This is a genomic window from Gilliamella sp. ESL0441, from assembly GCF_019469185.1.
In the GTDB taxonomy this organism is placed as follows: Bacteria; Pseudomonadota; Gammaproteobacteria; order Enterobacterales; family Orbaceae; genus Gilliamella.
Genome location: NZ_CP048264.1, coordinates 1,670,257 through 1,687,438, shown reverse-complemented (window position 1 = coordinate 1,687,438; position 17,182 = coordinate 1,670,257). Strand labels below are relative to the sequence as shown.

Here is a 17,182-nt window from a genome sequence, read left to right as displayed (position 1 = left end):
TATGAACGAAAATCTATTACAGCTGACCAATATTCACAAATCTTTTCCCGGCGTAAAAGCATTAGCTGGTGCTGATTTATCGGTTCGGGCAGGGCAGGTTATGGCTCTTATCGGTGAAAATGGTGCAGGTAAATCGACGTTAATGAAAATCATTACCGGAATTTATCAAAAAGATGAAGGGGAAATTGTTTATTTAGGTAATAAAGTTAACTTTAAAGGTCCTAAATCTTCTCAAGAAGCGGGAATTGGTATTATTCATCAGGAATTAAACTTGATACCTGAACTCAACATTGCCGAAAATATATTTTTAGGCCGTGAATTTACAAATAAATTGGGTTGTATTGATTGGAAGAAGACATATCAAGAAGCAGATAAATTACTGGCAGAACTTCATCTAAATTACGATAGTCGACGTTTAGTAAGTGATTTATCCATAGGCGAGCAACAAATGGTTGAAATAGCCAAAGTGCTTAGCTTTAATTCCAAAGTAATTATTATGGATGAACCAACCGATGCGCTTACAGATACTGAGACCGCGTCATTATTTGAAGTTATCCGAAAACTTAAAAAACAAAATTGCGGTGTAGTTTATATTTCACATCGTTTAAAAGAAATCTTTGAAATTTGTGATCAAGTAACGGTATTACGAGACGGTCAATTTGTTGGCGAAAAATCCATTGATCAATTAAATGAAGATATCCTTATAGAAATGATGGTTGGTCGAAAGCTTGAAGAGCAATATCCTCGTATTGATAGGAAGCGAGGAAAGGTCACGCTAGAGGTTAAACATTTAACCGGCTTTGGCGTCAATGATGTAAGTTTTTGTCTCCATGAAGGCGAAATACTTGGTATTTCTGGTTTGATGGGGGCAGGTAGAACAGAGTTAATGAAAATGATATATGGTGCTAATCCTGCAAAATCGGGAAGTATCGTGTTGAATGGTAAACCTATTAAAACGTGTTCTCCAAAAGATGGATTAACTCACGGTATTGTTTATATCTCTGAGGATCGTAAAAAAGATGGCTTAATATTGGGTATGTCTGTTAAAGATAATATGTCCCTAAATGCCCTTAATCATTTTATTACTCCATTCAAGAAATTAAGTTTAAAAGATGAACAGCAGGCCGTAAGTAATTTCATTAAATTGTTTAATATCAAAACCCCTTCTACAAAACAGATCATTAACTTTTTATCCGGTGGTAATCAGCAGAAAGTTGCTATTGCCAAAGGTTTAATGACTCGCCCTAGTATATTAATTTTGGATGAGCCAACTCGAGGTGTAGATGTTGGTGCTAAAAAAGAGATTTATCAATTAATTAATCAATTTAAACAACAGGGTTTAAGTGTCATTCTTGTTTCATCTGATATGCCAGAAGTCCTTGGAATGAGTGACCGTATTTTAGTTATCTACGAAGGAAAAGTAACAGGTGACTTTTCTATTTGTGAAGCAACACAAGAAAAACTTATGGCTGCTGCCGTTGGAAAAAATACAGGAGAGAGTTGATGCTGCAAAATAAAACACTCAAAAATATACTCGTTGAGCAAAAGTCACTGATTACTTTACTTGTTTTAATCATCATAGTTTCATGTTTAAGTGATAATTTTTTTACCTTAACCAATTTTTTCAATATTTTACAGCAAACGTCGGTTAATGCGATTATTGCAGTTGGGATGACATTAGTTATTTTAACTTCTGGTATCGATCTAGCAGTGGGTTCCATTTTTGCTTTAGCTGGTGCAATCACAGCGTCGATAATTGGTATGGATATATCTCCTTTTATCGCTATAGCAGTGTCTTTGGCTTTAGGTGCATTATTTGGTGCTTTTTCGGGTTTTATTATCGCCAAAGGTCAATTACAAGCTTTTATCGCTACTTTAGTCATGATGCTTATTTTACGTGGTGTGACTAATGTATATACCAAAGGAAGTCCAATTTCTACAGGAAGCAATGATAACTCTGAATGCTTTGAATGGTTTGCAAGTGGACGAGTTTTGGGAATGCCAGTTCCTATTTGGATAATGATAATTGTGTTTGCATCTGTGTGGTACTTACTAAAATATACCCGTTTAGGACGTTATATCTACGCTTTAGGTGGCAACGAGGCGGCAACACGATTATCAGGTATCAATGTTGATAAAGTCAAAATTATAGTCTATGCAATGAGTGGTTTACTTTGTGCACTTGCCAGTACGATAGAGGTTGCAAGATTATCATCTGCCCAACCAAACGCAGGTACAGGTTATGAAATGGACGCAATCGCCGCCGTTGTTTTAGGTGGTACAAGCATGTCAGGTGGTCGAGGAAAAATCATTGGTACATTGATTGGCGCATTAATTTTGGGTTTCTTAAATAATGGATTAAATATGTTAAATGTCGATTCCTATTATCAAATGATAGTAAAAGGTGTGGTTATTTTATTGGCAGTATTAATAGATAAACGAACCAATAAATAAGTTTTTTAATAATTAAATTATCCATGGAGAAAGTTATGAAATTGAAAAAAATTATTACCACTGTTAGTGGTGTTGTGTTGAGTTTTACTTTAGCATGCCAAACTCTGGCAAAAGAAAATATGGTTTTAGTCGTTTCGACACTTAATAATCCTTTTTTTGTCACATTAAAAGACGGTGCGGTTAAAAAAGCTAATGAATTAGGTTATGACCTAGTTGTATTAGATTCACAAAACAATCCAGCAAAAGAGCTTGCAAATGTCGAAGATACAATCGTTAAAAATGCAAAAGTGATTTTAATCAACCCAACAGATTCTGAAGCGGTTGGTAATGCTGTACTTGCTGCGAATAAAGCAGGGATACCTGTTATCACATTAGATAGAGCATCAATTAAAGGCAAGGTGATAAGTCATATTGCTTCAGATAATATTGCAGGCGGTAAAATGGCTGGTGATTTTATTTTTGAAAAATTAGGTGCCACTGCAAAAGTGATTCAATTACAAGGAATTGTGGGTACATCTGCCTCACGCGAACGAGGTGAAGGTTTTATAAAGTCACAACAACAAAATAATTTTACATTATTGACGGCACAACCTGCAGATTTTGATCGTGCTAAAGGTATGAATGTTATGCAGAATCTGTTAAGTGCTTATCCGTCAGTACAAGCGGTATTTGCTGAAAATGATGAAATGGCATTAGGTGCAGTACGTGCAATCAAAACAGCAGGGCGAGATGATATCCTTGTTATAGGATTTGATGGTACAGATGACGGTATTAAATCAGTAGAAAAAGGTAAACTAGCAGCAACAGTAGCTCAACAACCAGAAAAAATTGGAGCAATTGGGATAGAAGTTGCTGATAAAGTATTAAAAGGTGAAAAAGTTGATGAAAAAATTCCAGTAGAATTAAAGCTTATTACTAAATAAATTTTTAAAGAACGCATTTTTGCGTTCTATTTTTATTTTAATAGGAAAGAAATCGATGATTGATAAAAAATTAATTGTTCTGGGTAGCGTTAACGTTGACCATATTTTAAATGTCCCTACATTTCCACAACCAGGTGAAACTTTAACAGGTTCCGCTTACCAGATCTCATTTGGTGGTAAAGGGGCTAATCAAGCTGTTGCTGCAGGTCGTTTAGGTGCAAACGTACAATTTATTGCTGCTGTTGGCAATGATGATTTAGGAAGAAAAGTTAAGTTACAGTTAAAGGAAGATCATATTAATACGCATTCTGTTACAACGATAGATGGTGAAAACACAGGTGTTGCTTTAATCTTAGTTAATGGAGAAGGCGAAAATCAAATAGCTATCTATTCAGGTGCAAATAATGCAGTGACGCCAGAATATTTGCTGAATTTTGCGGATGATATTATCAATGCCGACGCAATATTAATGCAATTAGAAACCCCGTTAGAAACAATTGAACATGCGGCAAAATTAGCAAAACAGCATCATACACAAGTTATTTTAAATCCTGCACCAGCAAAGCAACTATCAGATGATTTGCTAAAAAATATAGACATTATTACGCCAAATGAAACAGAAACTGAATATTTAACAGGCATAAAAGTTTTAACAATTCTTGATGCGCAGAAAGCATCGTCTTTTTTGCATAATAAAGGTGTTAAAATAGTAATTATTACCCTAGGTGATAAAGGTGCTTGGGTTAGTTGTGCTGGTAATGGAGAATTAATTACTGGATTTCAAGTAAAAGCTATTGATACCATTGGTGCTGGTGATACTTTTAATGGTATGCTTGTGACTGCTCTTTTGGAAGGAAAAACACTTAACCAAGCTGTCAAGTATGCTCATGCAGCAGGCGCATTGTCAGTGACGAAAGCTGGTGCACAAACATCTGTGCCTACTCGTGAAGAAGTTGATAATTTTCTTAGACTACAGAACTTATAAGAGTAAGAAAAATTGGCTACGATGAAAGATATTGCAAATCTTGCAAAAGTTTCAACATCAACGGTGTCTCATGTTATTAATAACGATCGTTATGTAAGTCCTAGTATTCGTGAAAAAGTTGAGTTGGCGATTAAACAACTCAATTATATTCCATCAGCAATTGCCAGAAGTCTAAAAAGTAATAAAACTTACACCGTTGGCATGCTAATAACAACAAGCAGTAACCCCTTTTATTCAGAAGTTGTAAAAGGGGTTGAAAATAGCTGTTATGAACGAGGTTATAATTTAATATTATGTAATACGGAAGGGGATCATCAAAGGATGCTCGATAATTTTGAACATCTATTGCAAAAGCGTGTTGATGGTCTACTCGCTATGTGTACCGAAACACAATCTATACCCCAACAGATTTTTGATCGTTATCCCAAATTACCTATGGTAATGATGGATTGGTCTCCTTTTAATGATGTTTGCGATACAATTCAAGATAACTCTTTTTATGGGGCGACCATCGCTATGCAATACTTGGTCGATCAAAACTATCAACGCATAGCTTGTATAACAGGCCCATTAAATAATACGCAGGCACAATTTCGTTTACAAGGATATCGTACCGCATTAAAAGAAGCTAATTTGCCTATTATTGAGGGCTATGAAGTTCAAGGTGATTTTCAATTTGCATCAGGGGTAACAGCAATGCAGAATTTGTTAAATCTGCCTATTTTGCCTCAAGCTGTATTTTGTAGTAATGATGCTATGGCTATAGGTGCTTATCAGGCACTATACCAAAATGGATTAGAAGTGGGTAAAGATATTGCTATCATTGGTTATGATGATATTGAAATTGCCCAGTATATGACTCCACCGTTAACAACGATTCATCAACCCAAAAAAGAACTTGGACAATTAGCTGTGGAAATGTTATTAAATCGTTTTCTTAATCCATCACAATCGCCACAAACCATAAAATTAAAACCTAAATTAATTAAACGACAATCTGCTTAACTTAATTGTAGATATTCAAACATGTAATGATTTAAAGAATATATCTTCATTTAAAAACCAAAAAACGCCTAGCAAAGTAGGCGTTTTTCAAACTTAAAACAAAACATAATGTGTTATTGATTAACTCATACCATATTGTTTTAATTTTTTACGTAGTGTACCACGGTTAATACCGAGCATATTAGCCGCTCGAGTTTGATTTCCACGTGTATATTGCATAACCATATCAAGGAATGGGTGTTCAACTTCAGCTAACACTAATTCATATAGATCATTAGGATCTTCACCATTAAGTTGTGATAAATAGTTTTTTAAAGCTTGCTTGACAGAATCTCGCAAAGGTTTTTGTGTTATTTGGTCTTGAGAGTTTACAGTTGTAAATTTTAGTGCTGCAGCTGTAACGCGTTGTTCTGACATAGTATTCTTAACTCTTTTTGTTGTTTCTAATTTGACTAAAAAATGCTTTTAGTGTTTTAACTTGCTCACTTGTGGTGCTAAGTACACTAAATAAGCGCCTAAATTGATCGCTATCAGCATAATTCTTGGTATACCAATTTACATGCTTTCTGGCAATCCGTAATCCTTTGTATTCTCCGTAAAATTGATAAAGTTCATCAAGGTGCGTTAATACGATTTGCTCAACTTCATCAACTGTCTTTTCTTTTTGTAACTTTCCATGTGTTAGATAGAATGCAATTTCTTCAAATATCCAAGGTCGCCCTTGTGCCGCTCGGCCGATCATTATACCATCAGCTTGCGTATATTGAAAAACATCTTTTACCTGTTCAGGGGTACAAATATCACCATTAGCAATGACTGGGATAGTTACCTGTTCCTTTACTGCTTTTATTGAATGATACTCTGCTTTACCTTCAAATAGGCATTCACGTGTACGCCCATGAATAGTAATCGCCTTTATTCCGCAATCCTGCGCAATTTGTGCGATTTCAATGCAATTTCTATGATTTTTATCCCATCCAGTCCGCATTTTTAATGTTACTGGCACATCAACAGCACCAACAACTTTTTGCAAAATCATTTTAATCAGCTCTGGATACTGCATTAATGCAGAACCAGCTATTTTTTTGTTGACTTTTTTAGCAGGGCATCCCATGTTGATATCAATCAATTCTGCACCATGCTTAACATTAAATTCCGCTGCTTTAGCCATTTCATCTGGATCTGAACCCACGAGTTGAATTGCTCGAACGCCCATATCATCAGTTGAAACCATCCTCAAAGCTGATTTTTTTGTTTGCCAAACATCTGAATTAGCTAAAAACATTTCGGAAATAGTCATGCCAGCACCAAACTGATAGCATAGATTTCGAAATGGTCTATCACTAATTCCAGCCATTGGCGCAGCGATTAAATTATTTCTTAATGTAACTTTACCAATGCTTAGTAAATTAAGGTCGGCTATATTACGCATTTTTTCTCGAAGTTAAAAGGGGGTAGTGTCATTTTTTTACTTTTTTTTGCCTGTGATTCGACACCACTCTTCTTGTTCAGCAACAGGATCAAGAACAAAATGGTCTTGATAAGCACAATAAACGCTTTGAGATTGAGAAGTTAAAATACCTGACAACCCAAGTAATCCATTCGCTTTAATTAAATTATTGATATTGGGTTCAAGCTCTTTTAAAGGACCAGCTAAAATATTTGCCACTAAAATATCGGCTTGTAAATTATCCGGTATGTCTTTAGCCAGATAAAGCTCAAGATCATTGCTTACTTGATTACGTTCAGCATTATCTCGGCTAGCTTGAATAGCTTGAGGATCAATATCAATGCCAATGACACGTTTGGCACCCAGTTTTAGTGCAGCAATGGCAAGAATCCCAGAACCACAACCGTAATCAATTACTAATTTATCTTTTAAGTCTAAACTATCAAGCCATTTAAGGCATAACGCAGTTGTAGGGTGGGTGCCTGTTCCAAAAGCTAAGCCGGGATCTAACATTACATTGATCGCATTAGGATCAGGAACTGGTCGCCAACTTGGACAAATCCATAGGCGTTTGCCAAATTGCATTGGGTGAAAGTTATCCATCCATTCACGTTCCCAATCTTTATCTTCTAATTGTTCGAATCTATAAGAATACTGGTCAAGATTTAGTATCGCTTTTAATTCGTCTAAATCAGTTTGAGCATCATACAAACCAATAACATCAGTATTACCCCACAGTTTTGTTTCCCCGGGTAATGGTTCAAATACGGGCGTATCATAGGTATCTTGAAAAGTAACAGATAGCGCCCCCGATTCTTCCAAAAGATCACTTATCTTTTCTGCATGATCACTTGTTGTGTTAATTTTGAGTTGAATCCAAGGCATAATTTTTCCTTAAGTTACCAAATCTATTGGCAATGATAAAAACAACCAATCCAATAATTAATGAAGGCACAATTGGATAGAAAGAATAAATTTTAATGTCATAAGCGGCTAAAAGGGTATAACTTATGGCGCCAGCGAACATAGAATATAATGCGCCAGTTGCATTAGCTTTTTTCCAATATAAGCCAAGTACCAAAGGCCATAAAAATACCGCTTCTAAACCACCAAAAGCAAGCAAATTTAACCAAATTATCATATCAGGTGGATTCCAAGCTGCTAAAATGAGCAATGCGCCAAAAATAAAGGTAATGACAACCGATATTCGAGTGAGTGTTTTATCACTGCATTTTGTTTCAGGTTTAATGCTTAAAAACAGATCTTTTATAATTACAGAAGAAACTTGTAACAGTTGAGCATTAATAGTTGACATAATTGCAGCCAGAGGCGCAGCCAAAAAGATACCTGCAGCTAATGGAGACATCACTTTAATAATCAAAGTTGGGACAATTTGATCGGGAACGCTTAAATCATCAATAATTGCTCGCCCAAGTGCGCCAGATAGGTGCATGGTTAACATAATAACTGTAACAACAATCGTACCGATAATGATGCCCCGATGTACTGCTTTACTGTCTTTATAAGCCATACAACGCACCGCTGTATGCGGTAAACCAACCACACCAAAACAGACTAAAATCCAGAATGATGCCATAAATGGAAAGTCCATAAAATTGCCAGGGCCTTGTGGTGTTAATAATGCAGGATCGATTTCTTTTAAACGCTCAACAATAGCCGTTAATCCACCGCCAGCATAAATAATGGCGGTTAAAAGTAATATTGAGCCAATGATCATCACTAAACCTTGGAAAGCATCGTTTAAGATACTTGCTCGAAATCCACCAAATGCGGTATATATCACCGTACCAATACCGAAAATAAGTAGACCGACATTATAAGGTAAGCCTACTGATGATTCTAATAATCGAGCACCACCGACAAACTGAACAGTCATTGCACCGACAAAAGCAACCACTAAAGCTATACTGGCAAACCAGACTATTATCTTACTTTTATAATGCGCATAAAGCATATCACTTAACGTGATAGCATTATATTTGCGAGCTAAAATGGCAAATTTTTTGCCCAAAATACCCAGAGATAGCAAGACAGTAGGGACTTGAATCATAGACAGCAAAACCCAACCCAGTCCGAATTTGTAAGCAGCACCAGGGCCACCAATAAATGAGCTGGCACTGATGTAAGTTGCCGCCAGCGTCATGGCGAGCAAAAATCCCCCCATTGTTCGATTACCAATAAAGTAATCGGTAAATTGATTGACTTTTTTGCGTTTAACATAAGCATAAATAGATAGGGCAAACACAAAAATAAGATAGATGACTAGCGGTAATATAATATCTAAATGCATTTTTTGATCACTTAGTTTGTTCTAATGAGATGTTTTTGAAATGAAATTTTACAACGACCCAGCATAATAAAATGAACCCGACAGGTACCATAATGCAGGATAATTCAAACCATAATGGAAGACCCAAAAAGCCAGTTTTATCGCTAGCGCCGTAAGCACAAACAATCCAGCCAAGAAGATAAATAATTGTTAATAACAGTGAAAGCTTAGCTTCTTTATTTGCTTGCTTATATCGTGTATCCATATTGAATAATTTATCAATAATTAAATAGTGGCTTAGAGTAAAAGAAAGCATTACATTTAGCAAGTATATTGCATTTTATGCAATATAATTTTTTAAATATATCAATTTTCGCAATAATTAAATTCAGTTATAGTGTTGGACAATTCGATTATGACAAATAAATTAATGGAGATCCTAATGTCAAACTATTTTAATACTCTGAATTTGCGTGAAAAATTACACCAACTTGGTCAATGCCGTTTTATGGCTCGTGATGAATTTGCATCGGAAGCCGATTTTTTAAAGGGTAAAAAAATTGTAATAGTAGGATGTGGTGCGCAAGGTCTGAATCAAGGTTTAAATATGCGAGATTCAGGACTTGATATTGCCTATGCTTTACGCAAAGAAGCGATTGCAGAAAAGCGTCCTTCATGGAAAAAAGCAACTGAAAATGGGTTTAAAGTAGGCAGTTATGAAGAGTTAATTCCTACTGCTGATTTAGTGATTAATTTAACACCCGACAAACAACACTCAGCGGTAGTAAAAGCTGTACAACCATTGATGAAACAGGGAGCCGCTTTAGGTTATTCTCATGGTTTTAATATTGTTGAAGTTGGCGAAAAAATTCGTCCTGATATCACAGTTGTTATGGTTGCGCCGAAGTGTCCGGGTACCGAGGTACGTGAAGAGTATAAACGAGGATTTGGTGTTCCAACTCTGATCGCCGTTCACCCTGAAAATGATCCAAAAGGTGAAGGTTTGGCGATCGCTAAAGCATGGGCGGCAGCAACCGGTGGGCATCGTGCCGGTGTTTTACAGTCTTCATTTGTTGCTGAAGTTAAATCTGATCTTATGGGTGAACAAACGATCCTTTGCGGTATGCTGCAAACAGGGTCATTGCTTTGTTTTGATAAACTTGTGGCAGATGGTGTTGATCCTGCTTATGCGTGTAAATTGCTACAGTTTGGTTGGGAAACCATTACTGAAGCATTGAAACAAGGTGGTATTACATTAATGATGGATCGCTTGTCGAATCCAGCTAAATTACGCGCTAATGCGTTAGCTAAAGAATTAAAGGTGATCATGACCGATCTTTATCGTAAACATATGGATGATATTATTTCGGGTGAGTTTTCAGCAACCATGATGAAAGACTGGGCAAATGATGATGCGAACTTATTAAAATGGCGTAAAGAAACGGGTGAAACAGCCTTTGAAAAAGCGGCTGAATATCAAGGTAAAATTGATGAGCAAGCCTACTTTGATCAAGGGGTTGTGATGGTTGCAATGGTTAAAGCAGGAGTAGAACTTGCATTTGAAACCATGCTTGAGTCAGGTATTTTACCAGAATCAGCTTATTATGAATCATTACATGAACTTCCTTTAATTGCTAATACGATTGCTCGTAAGCGTTTATATGAAATGAATGTGGTAATATCTGATACTGCTGAATATGGTAATTATCTTTTTGCTAATGCCGCCATCCCATTATTAAAAGAAAAATTTATGCCGATGTTACAATCAGGCGATCTTGGTAAAGCGATCCCTGAAGGTAGCGTTGATAATGCGCAATTACGTGATGTCAATGACGAAATTCGTCATCACCCAATTGAGATTATAGGTCGAAAATTACGTAGTTATATGACGGATATGAAGAGAATTAATGTTGCTAGCTAATAAGCCGTCATTATTAGCTATATTAAAAGGTGCTTATTTGCACCTTTTTTTATGTCAAAAAATCAATATGGGACTTAAATCTATTTAATTAATATTAAATGATAAATTTTAATGTCAGCACTTTGGATCTAAAGATCAAAAAAAGGATCTAACTTAGATCATTTGGATCCTTAATAAAGATCTTTAAAATGTTTAAAAATTAAATAATTAAATAAATTTTATTTTACTTTTTTATTTATTTTTTACCTAAATTATGTTATCTTTTATGTAATTTTTTAATTTAATGGAGGGATAACATATCAATGAAAATTGCTTTTCGACCAACAGATTGTTGGCGTTGGTATTTTGATAATCAATATGATAGTTTGATGCTTGAAGTATCAAACGATATGTTATTTCGTTCATGCTATTCCAGTAAAATGCTAATTCCCGATGTTTTCAAGGAATTTCCATTTTCAGTGAGTGATGCGACATCCTATTATCAATTTTATGATAGTTGCCAAATATTAGCATTAACAGACTCGCAAAAGATTGAATTATCCATTAATGCCATTGTTGCTGCCAATTTCATTAAACCTCAAATGCCAAAAAGTTGGTATTTTTGTCAACAACCTATGTTATATAGTCCTAAATTAGCGGACATCGTTGAAGTCAATATGCAAGAGGGGGGGCAACGGGTTTTTTTATTAGTTGTTGAAGCGGGTGAAAATGCTTCACTGTGTATTATTGCTCAACCTACTTTTGTCGCAATGAATAAAACATTTTACTTTTCAGAAGCAATTAAAGTAATGAATGATAGACTAGCACCAATACAAAAAAATGTAATGGATGAGAGTTCGTTGACAGACCTTAAGTTAGAAGCCATTTCTTAGACAATTTTATTCCAAACTTTCGAATTTTAAATCAGTAATAGGTAAATTCAATTTTAATCTATGATGATTTGACTTTGTTGTTCACAACATAGTGTAAGTTAAAACGCATTTTAAACAGGTTTAATCAATGATTATTTGGATTGTTTTACTAATTCAATGTTGATATCACCTTTAGGTACACAACTACAAGCTAAAATATGGTGGTTGTGTTTTATTGCAGATTGAGTGAGAGGCGCTACTTTTCCTGCTTTCAATACCACTGCACATTTACCACAGATTCCAACTCTGCAGGAATAAGGGATAGCAATATTATGTTGTTCCAGTTGTTCTAGAATAGTTTGTTGCTGATTTCCTTTGAATGTGTTGCCCTCAAAAGTAATATTACATTGTTCATGGTTTAATTGATTATCTTTAGGAAAAAATTCAATATATTTTTTTGCTGGTTGTCGTTCTAATATCTCGACAGGATCATCAATTGATATCGAGCCGAAATTACGCGCAATCATATTCATACCAAAATCTATTGCCTCTTGCTCATCACTACGAAAATAGCGGAGCGTATTGAGGGGTTCATTATTTGCTAACGGCTTTGCTGTATCAATATTAAAAGTGGTAAGCACACAGCGACTACACGGTTTAACGATATCAAAGATTACATTGCCGATTTTGATGGTTTTCCAGCCATCTTCGGCAAAAGGAAGGGCACCTTGTATGATGATGTTGCTACGAAACTGCTGAATATCAAGCTTTTCCGAACATCTTTGTTGTAAATAATTGAACGAAGCTTCATTTAATAATAGATAAGGATAGCCATCTGCAAAGCTCACCGCAGTTTGAGGATATCGTTTAGTCCGTCTGGTTAAGTTGGTACCGATCCAACGTAATTGCACATCCTTTTGTAAAATATGGCTAAAAAATTGATTAATTCTGATAGGTGCAATGTGAGAGGTAAAATGATTACCCCAAACTTCAGTTGGTTCATTACTTTCAGTAAATTCATCAAATTTAATTGTGATTGATTCATTATGAGGCGTTGAAACAAGAATATTGTTATCAACAATGGATGTTTTTAGTTTTAAAAGCTCAGGAAATTGTCTTGCGGTGATAAATGTTCCGTCAGGTTCACTAATCATCAATACACGATCATATTCGAATCCCCCTTCAATGACATTTGACATATTTAGGGGAATACCTGCAAGCGATTTAATCGGATAGATAAATAATTGACTGACAGTGATCATAATAAATTCAATGATGAGTAATCGTGATCTTAATTGTAAACTGAATTCACCCTAATATATAGACACTAGACATTATACCTATAAATAATTGAATCATTACATAGGAAGATGTTGTAAAACTTTTGCGTATCTTTCTATATACTCTTTAAACATTTCGGCTTTGGTATAAAGTATAAAAACGAAATGCCCATTAGTTACTAATGTATAAGGCTCTTTCATCGATTCACATTCGTCAATGGTATGATTACAAATAAGTGGTTTCTGCAATAGTTTCTTATATTTTTCAGCTTCAGTTTTAGAATCAAATGGTAAAATGATAACAGAAAAATCAGGGTAGTAATGACCGTTAATCGGTGTATTACTTTTAAATTTAAAACTTTTTAGACCCGATCCATTAACTGAATAAAATTGCTTAGAATTCTTATCATAGAAGCCAATTGGACCGAATTCATCGTCTGACTGCATATAAAATCCATCTTTATTCATTATAGTAAAGAGAGAATTTAGTTTAGCAAATTCAACATGATCAAATTTTAACGTTAATTCATTATTTGATGATAATGTTTTTGTATCATTAGGTTTAAAAAAATAATAAGAAACGACCATCATTAACATTAATAAAAAAAGTACGCTTTGAGAAACCAACCTTCTTTTTCTTTTCATAATATTCCTTTATTTTTTAACGATTAAATTATCAATATATAACATTATATTATTTGAGTATAGCTAATTTTTAGAATACAAAAATAAGCTTTTCCATTCGGTGTCATTACTGATATTTCATCATCAACTTTATGACCAATTAACGCTCTGGCAACAGGACTATTAATGGAAATCCAATTTTTTTTAGGATCAAATTCATCGGCTCCCACAATACGGTAAATTTGCGCGTGACCGGATTCATCTTCCAGTTTTACCCAAGCACCAAAAAATACTTTTCCTTCTTGCCTTGGATCGGGATCGACAATGGTTAATATTTCTAAGCGCTTTGTCAAAAATCGTACTCGTCTGTCAATTTCACGCAATCGTCGTTTTCCATAAATATATTCTGCATTTTCACTACGATCGCCAAGGGCTGCTGCATCAGAAACCGCTTGAGTAACACGAGGTCTTTCTTCTTTCCATAAATATTTCAATTCACGATCGAGTGCCAAGTAGCCCTCTCTTGTTATATAATTAGCTTTTTGCATAATAAGTTTACATTCCGTTAATCGACGAGATATACAGAGATATCATGATAAATAATCAAATAAGCCATATTATAGCGGGTGAATTGACAGTTAAACCAGAACAAGTTTTAGCTGCTATTCAATTATTAGATGAAGGAAGCACTGTTCCTTTTATTGCGCGTTATCGTAAAGAAGTGACCGGTGGGTTAGATGATACCCAACTACGTACTTTAGATAGTCGGTTAGGTTATTTGCGAGAACTTGAAGATCGTAAACAAACGATATTAAAGTCAATTGAGGAACAAGGAAAACTCACCCCAGAACTGAGTCAAAAAATTATCCAAACACTCAGTAAAACTGAACTTGAAGATCTCTATCTACCCTATAAACCTAAACGCCGTACACGGGGACAGATTGCTATTGAAGCAGGACTTGAACCATTGGCCGATGCGTTATGGGATAATCCATCACTTGATCCTGATAGCGAAGCGGAAAAATTCTTTAATTCTGAAAAAGGAATTGACGATACTAAATCTGCATTGGATGGGGCACGATACATCCTAATGGAACGATTTGCCGAAGATGCGACATTGCTAGCTAAAGTACGCCATTATCTATGGAATAATGCACATTTAGTTTCACAAGTGGTTGCAGGTAAAGAGGAAGAAGGGGCAAAATTCCGTGATTATTTTGCGCAAAGCGAACTGATTTCAAAAGTGCCTTCTCATCGTGCTTTAGCGATGTTCAGAGGACGAAATGAAGGCTTTTTACAACTTTCCCTTAACGCCGATCCGCAATTTGAAGAAACGCCTAAAGAGAGCTATTGCGAACAAATTATTACTGAGCATTTAGGCATTCATTTTAACGATCAACCCGCAGATAAATGGCGAAAAGCTGTCATTAATTGGACATGGCGAATTAAAATTTTAATGCACATGGAAACCGAACTGATGACCACTTTACGTGAGCAGGCGGAAGAAGAGGCGATCAATGTGTTTGCCGCTAACTTGCATGATATGTTAATGGCTGCGCCGGCAGGGATGAAAGTTACCATGGGAATGGATCCAGGATTACGAACAGGCGTAAAAATTGCTGTTGTTGACGCAACGGGTAAATTAGTCGCAACTGAAACAATTTATCCGCATACTGGGCAAGCGGATAAAGCTGCAATGATTGTTGCGGCGCTATGCATTAAATACCAAGTTGAATTAGTGGCGATTGGTAATGGCACGGCATCGCGTGAAACCGAACGTTTTTATCTCGATGTACAAAAAAAATATCCTGAAGTCAAAGGTCAAAAAGTCATTGTAAGTGAAGCAGGTGCATCGGTCTATTCTGCATCCGAGCTAGCCGCTCAAGAGTTTCCTGATTTGGATGTATCAATACGTGGTGCAGTATCGATTGCTCGTCGTCTGCAAGATCCACTAGCCGAACTGGTAAAAATTGATCCGAAATCAATTGGTGTCGGTCAGTATCAACATGATGTTAGCCAAACTCAGCTCGCAAAAAAATTGGATGCTGTTGTAGAAGATGGGGTCAATGCGGTTGGGGTAAATTTAAATACAGCATCGATGATGTTATTAGCTCGCATAGCGGGACTCAATAAAGTTATTGCACAAAATATTGTTAATTGGCGTAATGAAAATGGACAATTTTCTAACCGTAAGCAGTTACTAAAAGTTTCACGCCTAGGGCCTAAAGCCTATGAACAATGTGCTGGTTTTTTGCGTATTATGGATGGCGATAATCCACTTGATGCATCAGCCGTTCACCCTGAAGCTTATCCGGTTGTGGAACGTATTTTAGATAAAAACCATAAATCGTTAAAAGAGATTTTAGGTGATTCGAAATATTTAAACTCACTCAAAGCAGTTGATTATGTTGATGACCATTTTGGTGTGCCTACAGTGACTGATATTATCAAAGAACTTGATAAACCCGGACGCGATCCACGGCCAGAATTTAAAACAGCTCAATTTGCCGATAATATCGAAACCATGGAAGATTTGAAAGTAGGCATGGTTATGGAAGGTGCCGTAACTAACGTGACTAATTTTGGTGCGTTTGTCGATATTGGTGTTCATCAAGATGGGTTAGTTCATATATCAGCCTTATCTGATAAGTTTGTAGAAGATCCTCGAAGCGTAGTTAAAGCTGGTGATATTGTCAAAGTTAAAGTGATGGAAGTTGATATTGCTCGTAAACGTATTGCTTTATCAATGCGACTTGATGATTCAACAATGCCAAACTCTGAAGGTGGCAAACCGAAAATGAATAAATCAATCAGCACGGCTAAAAATACACAGTCAACGCCAGTTACCAATAGTGCAATGGGCAATGCTTTTGCCGCTGCTTTTAAAAAGGGAAAATAGCGACGTTAATATGTGTTCCATAAAACGAAAAGGAGGCTAACGCCTTCTTTTTGTTTAATGTTTATTTCATAACATTTTAATAAAATTACTAATAATAAATACAATGGCTTAAAATAAAATCAGTTAGGTTAACTTATTTAGCTTGTGTATTTTTCCATCCAATACTCATCTGAAAGCCATTAAATAATGATAAATCAATATTTAGCTATTCCATATTACTCATATTATTATATACTATATAAAATCAATTCAATTATTTGTCATCTTGTACAATTAATTATTTTAATTAATCAGTAAGTTAGTATAGTTAAACTGTTTTAATCTGATCTTTTTATTTAGCATTTCTTATTTTAATATTCTTAAATAAAGTAATTAACGGTATTCGAATATTGCACTTTTTTATAACGAAATGATCCGTTGTTGCCAAGTTATCAACAAAATTTGCCTTTAAATGGATACAATTTAACAACTTCTAATGGTTATGATTGCTTGTAATTTTT

At 35.4% G+C, this 17,182-nt stretch carries 15 protein-coding genes and 1 pseudogene; 8 read left to right on the top strand and 8 right to left on the bottom strand.

All coding sequences use genetic code 11. The features are described 5' to 3' along the window. The first annotated feature begins 1 nt into the window (after position 1). From rbsA to rbsR, 5 genes are read left to right on the top strand one after another with little or no spacing between them, the layout of a single operon-like run. Complete coding sequence (rbsA, locus tag GYM75_RS07570; protein ID WP_220215371.1) at positions 2 to 1,504, top strand: ribose ABC transporter ATP-binding protein RbsA; 1,503 nt, start codon at positions 2 to 4, stop codon at positions 1,502 to 1,504. Then, complete coding sequence (rbsC, locus tag GYM75_RS07565) at positions 1,504 to 2,454, top strand: ribose ABC transporter permease (RefSeq protein WP_220215370.1); 951 nt, start codon at positions 1,504 to 1,506, stop codon at positions 2,452 to 2,454. Before rbsA ends, rbsC begins: the two co-directional genes overlap by 1 nt. Positions 2,455 to 2,489: 35 nt before the next feature. Further along, positions 2,490 to 3,377 carry a ribose ABC transporter substrate-binding protein RbsB gene (gene rbsB, locus GYM75_RS07560; RefSeq protein ID WP_220215369.1) on the top strand — a complete coding sequence of 296 codons (888 nt, stop codon included), beginning with the start codon at positions 2,490 to 2,492 and terminating at the stop codon, positions 3,375 to 3,377. 55 nt (positions 3,378 to 3,432) lie between these two features. Next, positions 3,433 to 4,362 (top strand): ribokinase, encoded by a 930-nt coding sequence (rbsK, locus tag GYM75_RS07555; protein ID WP_220215368.1) that lies wholly within the window; start codon positions 3,433 to 3,435, stop codon positions 4,360 to 4,362. A gap of 21 nt (positions 4,363 to 4,383) precedes the next feature. After that, the gene (gene rbsR / locus GYM75_RS07550) at positions 4,384 to 5,367 is read left to right on the top strand and encodes a ribose operon transcriptional repressor RbsR (protein ID WP_220215367.1); all 984 of its coding nucleotides are present in this window, start codon (positions 4,384 to 4,386) and stop codon (positions 5,365 to 5,367) included. Positions 5,368 to 5,487: 120 nt separating this feature from the next. Here the strand turns inward: rbsR and fis are convergent, their stop codons facing one another. From fis to GYM75_RS07525, 5 genes are read right to left on the bottom strand one after another with little or no spacing between them, the layout of a single operon-like run. Further along, complete coding sequence (gene fis / locus GYM75_RS07545) at positions 5,488 to 5,784, bottom strand: DNA-binding transcriptional regulator Fis (RefSeq protein ID WP_025315996.1); 297 nt, start codon at positions 5,782 to 5,784, stop codon at positions 5,488 to 5,490. A gap of 7 nt (positions 5,785 to 5,791) precedes the next feature. Then, entirely contained in the window at positions 5,792 to 6,799 is a 1,008-nt protein-coding gene (gene dusB / locus GYM75_RS07540) for a tRNA dihydrouridine synthase DusB (protein ID WP_220215366.1), read from the bottom strand. A 36-nt stretch (positions 6,800 to 6,835) separates the two neighbouring features. Next, positions 6,836 to 7,702 (bottom strand): 50S ribosomal protein L11 methyltransferase, encoded by an 867-nt coding sequence (prmA, locus tag GYM75_RS07535; protein WP_220215365.1) that lies wholly within the window; start codon positions 7,700 to 7,702, stop codon positions 6,836 to 6,838. After that, positions 7,677 to 9,128 (bottom strand): sodium/pantothenate symporter, encoded by a 1,452-nt coding sequence (panF, locus tag GYM75_RS07530; RefSeq protein WP_220215364.1) that lies wholly within the window; start codon positions 9,126 to 9,128, stop codon positions 7,677 to 7,679. Before panF ends, prmA begins: the two co-directional genes overlap by 26 nt. A 7-nt stretch (positions 9,129 to 9,135) precedes the next feature. Beyond that, positions 9,136 to 9,372, bottom strand: a complete 237-nt coding sequence (locus tag GYM75_RS07525; protein WP_220215363.1) for a YhdT family protein — start codon at positions 9,370 to 9,372, stop codon at positions 9,136 to 9,138. 177 nt (positions 9,373 to 9,549) lie between these two features. Between GYM75_RS07525 and ilvC the strand changes: the two genes are divergently transcribed. After that, positions 9,550 to 11,028, top strand: coding sequence for a ketol-acid reductoisomerase (gene ilvC, locus GYM75_RS07520; RefSeq protein WP_220215362.1), 1,479 nt, complete (start codon positions 9,550 to 9,552; stop codon positions 11,026 to 11,028). A 302-nt stretch (positions 11,029 to 11,330) separates the two neighbouring features. After that, positions 11,331 to 11,900: a cell division protein ZapC gene (locus GYM75_RS07515; RefSeq protein WP_220215361.1), complete on the top strand. Its 570-nt coding sequence runs from the start codon at positions 11,331 to 11,333 to the stop codon at positions 11,898 to 11,900. A gap of 131 nt (positions 11,901 to 12,031) precedes the next feature. Here the strand turns inward: GYM75_RS07515 and GYM75_RS07510 are convergent, their stop codons facing one another. From GYM75_RS07510 to greB, 3 genes are all read right to left on the bottom strand, one after another. Next, positions 12,032 to 13,141, bottom strand: coding sequence for a YcbX family protein (locus GYM75_RS07510; protein ID WP_220215360.1), 1,110 nt, complete (start codon positions 13,139 to 13,141; stop codon positions 12,032 to 12,034). A 96-nt stretch (positions 13,142 to 13,237) separates the two neighbouring features. Further along, positions 13,238 to 13,804, bottom strand: coding sequence for a hypothetical protein (locus GYM75_RS07505; RefSeq protein ID WP_220215359.1), 567 nt, complete (start codon positions 13,802 to 13,804; stop codon positions 13,238 to 13,240). Positions 13,805 to 13,848: 44 nt separating this feature from the next. Then, entirely contained in the window at positions 13,849 to 14,331 is a 483-nt protein-coding gene (greB, locus tag GYM75_RS07500; RefSeq protein WP_220215358.1) for a transcription elongation factor GreB, read from the bottom strand. A gap of 44 nt (positions 14,332 to 14,375) precedes the next feature. Between greB and GYM75_RS07495 the strand changes: the two are divergent. Continuing rightward, positions 14,376 to 16,544: pseudogene (locus GYM75_RS07495) on the top strand (Tex family protein); the annotation flags it as partial. Positions 16,545 to 17,182: the final 638 nt, after the last annotated feature.

What these genes read in the sequence shown, in the direction of transcription:
- fis (WP_025315996.1), bottom strand. Translation starts at nt 5,784, where the DNA reads ATGTCAGAACAACGCGTTACAGCTGCAGCACTAAAATTTACAACTGTA.
- rbsR (WP_220215367.1), top strand. Translation starts at nt 4,384, where the DNA reads ATGAAAGATATTGCAAATCTTGCAAAAGTTTCAACATCAACGGTGTCT.
- prmA (WP_220215365.1), bottom strand. Translation starts at nt 7,702, where the DNA reads ATGCCTTGGATTCAACTCAAAATTAACACAACAAGTGATCATGCAGAA.
- panF (WP_220215364.1), bottom strand. Translation starts at nt 9,128, where the DNA reads ATGCATTTAGATATTATATTACCGCTAGTCATCTATCTTATTTTTGTG.
- GYM75_RS07505 (WP_220215359.1), bottom strand. Translation starts at nt 13,804, where the DNA reads ATGAAAAGAAAAAGAAGGTTGGTTTCTCAAAGCGTACTTTTTTTATTA.
- rbsK (WP_220215368.1), top strand. Translation starts at nt 3,433, where the DNA reads ATGATTGATAAAAAATTAATTGTTCTGGGTAGCGTTAACGTTGACCAT.
- dusB (WP_220215366.1), bottom strand. Translation starts at nt 6,799, where the DNA reads ATGCGTAATATAGCCGACCTTAATTTACTAAGCATTGGTAAAGTTACA.
- GYM75_RS07525 (WP_220215363.1), bottom strand. Translation starts at nt 9,372, where the DNA reads ATGGATACACGATATAAGCAAGCAAATAAAGAAGCTAAGCTTTCACTG.
- rbsB (WP_220215369.1), top strand. Translation starts at nt 2,490, where the DNA reads ATGAAATTGAAAAAAATTATTACCACTGTTAGTGGTGTTGTGTTGAGT.
- ilvC (WP_220215362.1), top strand. Translation starts at nt 9,550, where the DNA reads ATGTCAAACTATTTTAATACTCTGAATTTGCGTGAAAAATTACACCAA.
- rbsA (WP_220215371.1), top strand. Translation starts at nt 2, where the DNA reads ATGAACGAAAATCTATTACAGCTGACCAATATTCACAAATCTTTTCCC.
- GYM75_RS07515 (WP_220215361.1), top strand. Translation starts at nt 11,331, where the DNA reads ATGAAAATTGCTTTTCGACCAACAGATTGTTGGCGTTGGTATTTTGAT.
- greB (WP_220215358.1), bottom strand. Translation starts at nt 14,331, where the DNA reads ATGCAAAAAGCTAATTATATAACAAGAGAGGGCTACTTGGCACTCGAT.
- rbsC (WP_220215370.1), top strand. Translation starts at nt 1,504, where the DNA reads ATGCTGCAAAATAAAACACTCAAAAATATACTCGTTGAGCAAAAGTCA.
- GYM75_RS07510 (WP_220215360.1), bottom strand. Translation starts at nt 13,141, where the DNA reads ATGATCACTGTCAGTCAATTATTTATCTATCCGATTAAATCGCTTGCA.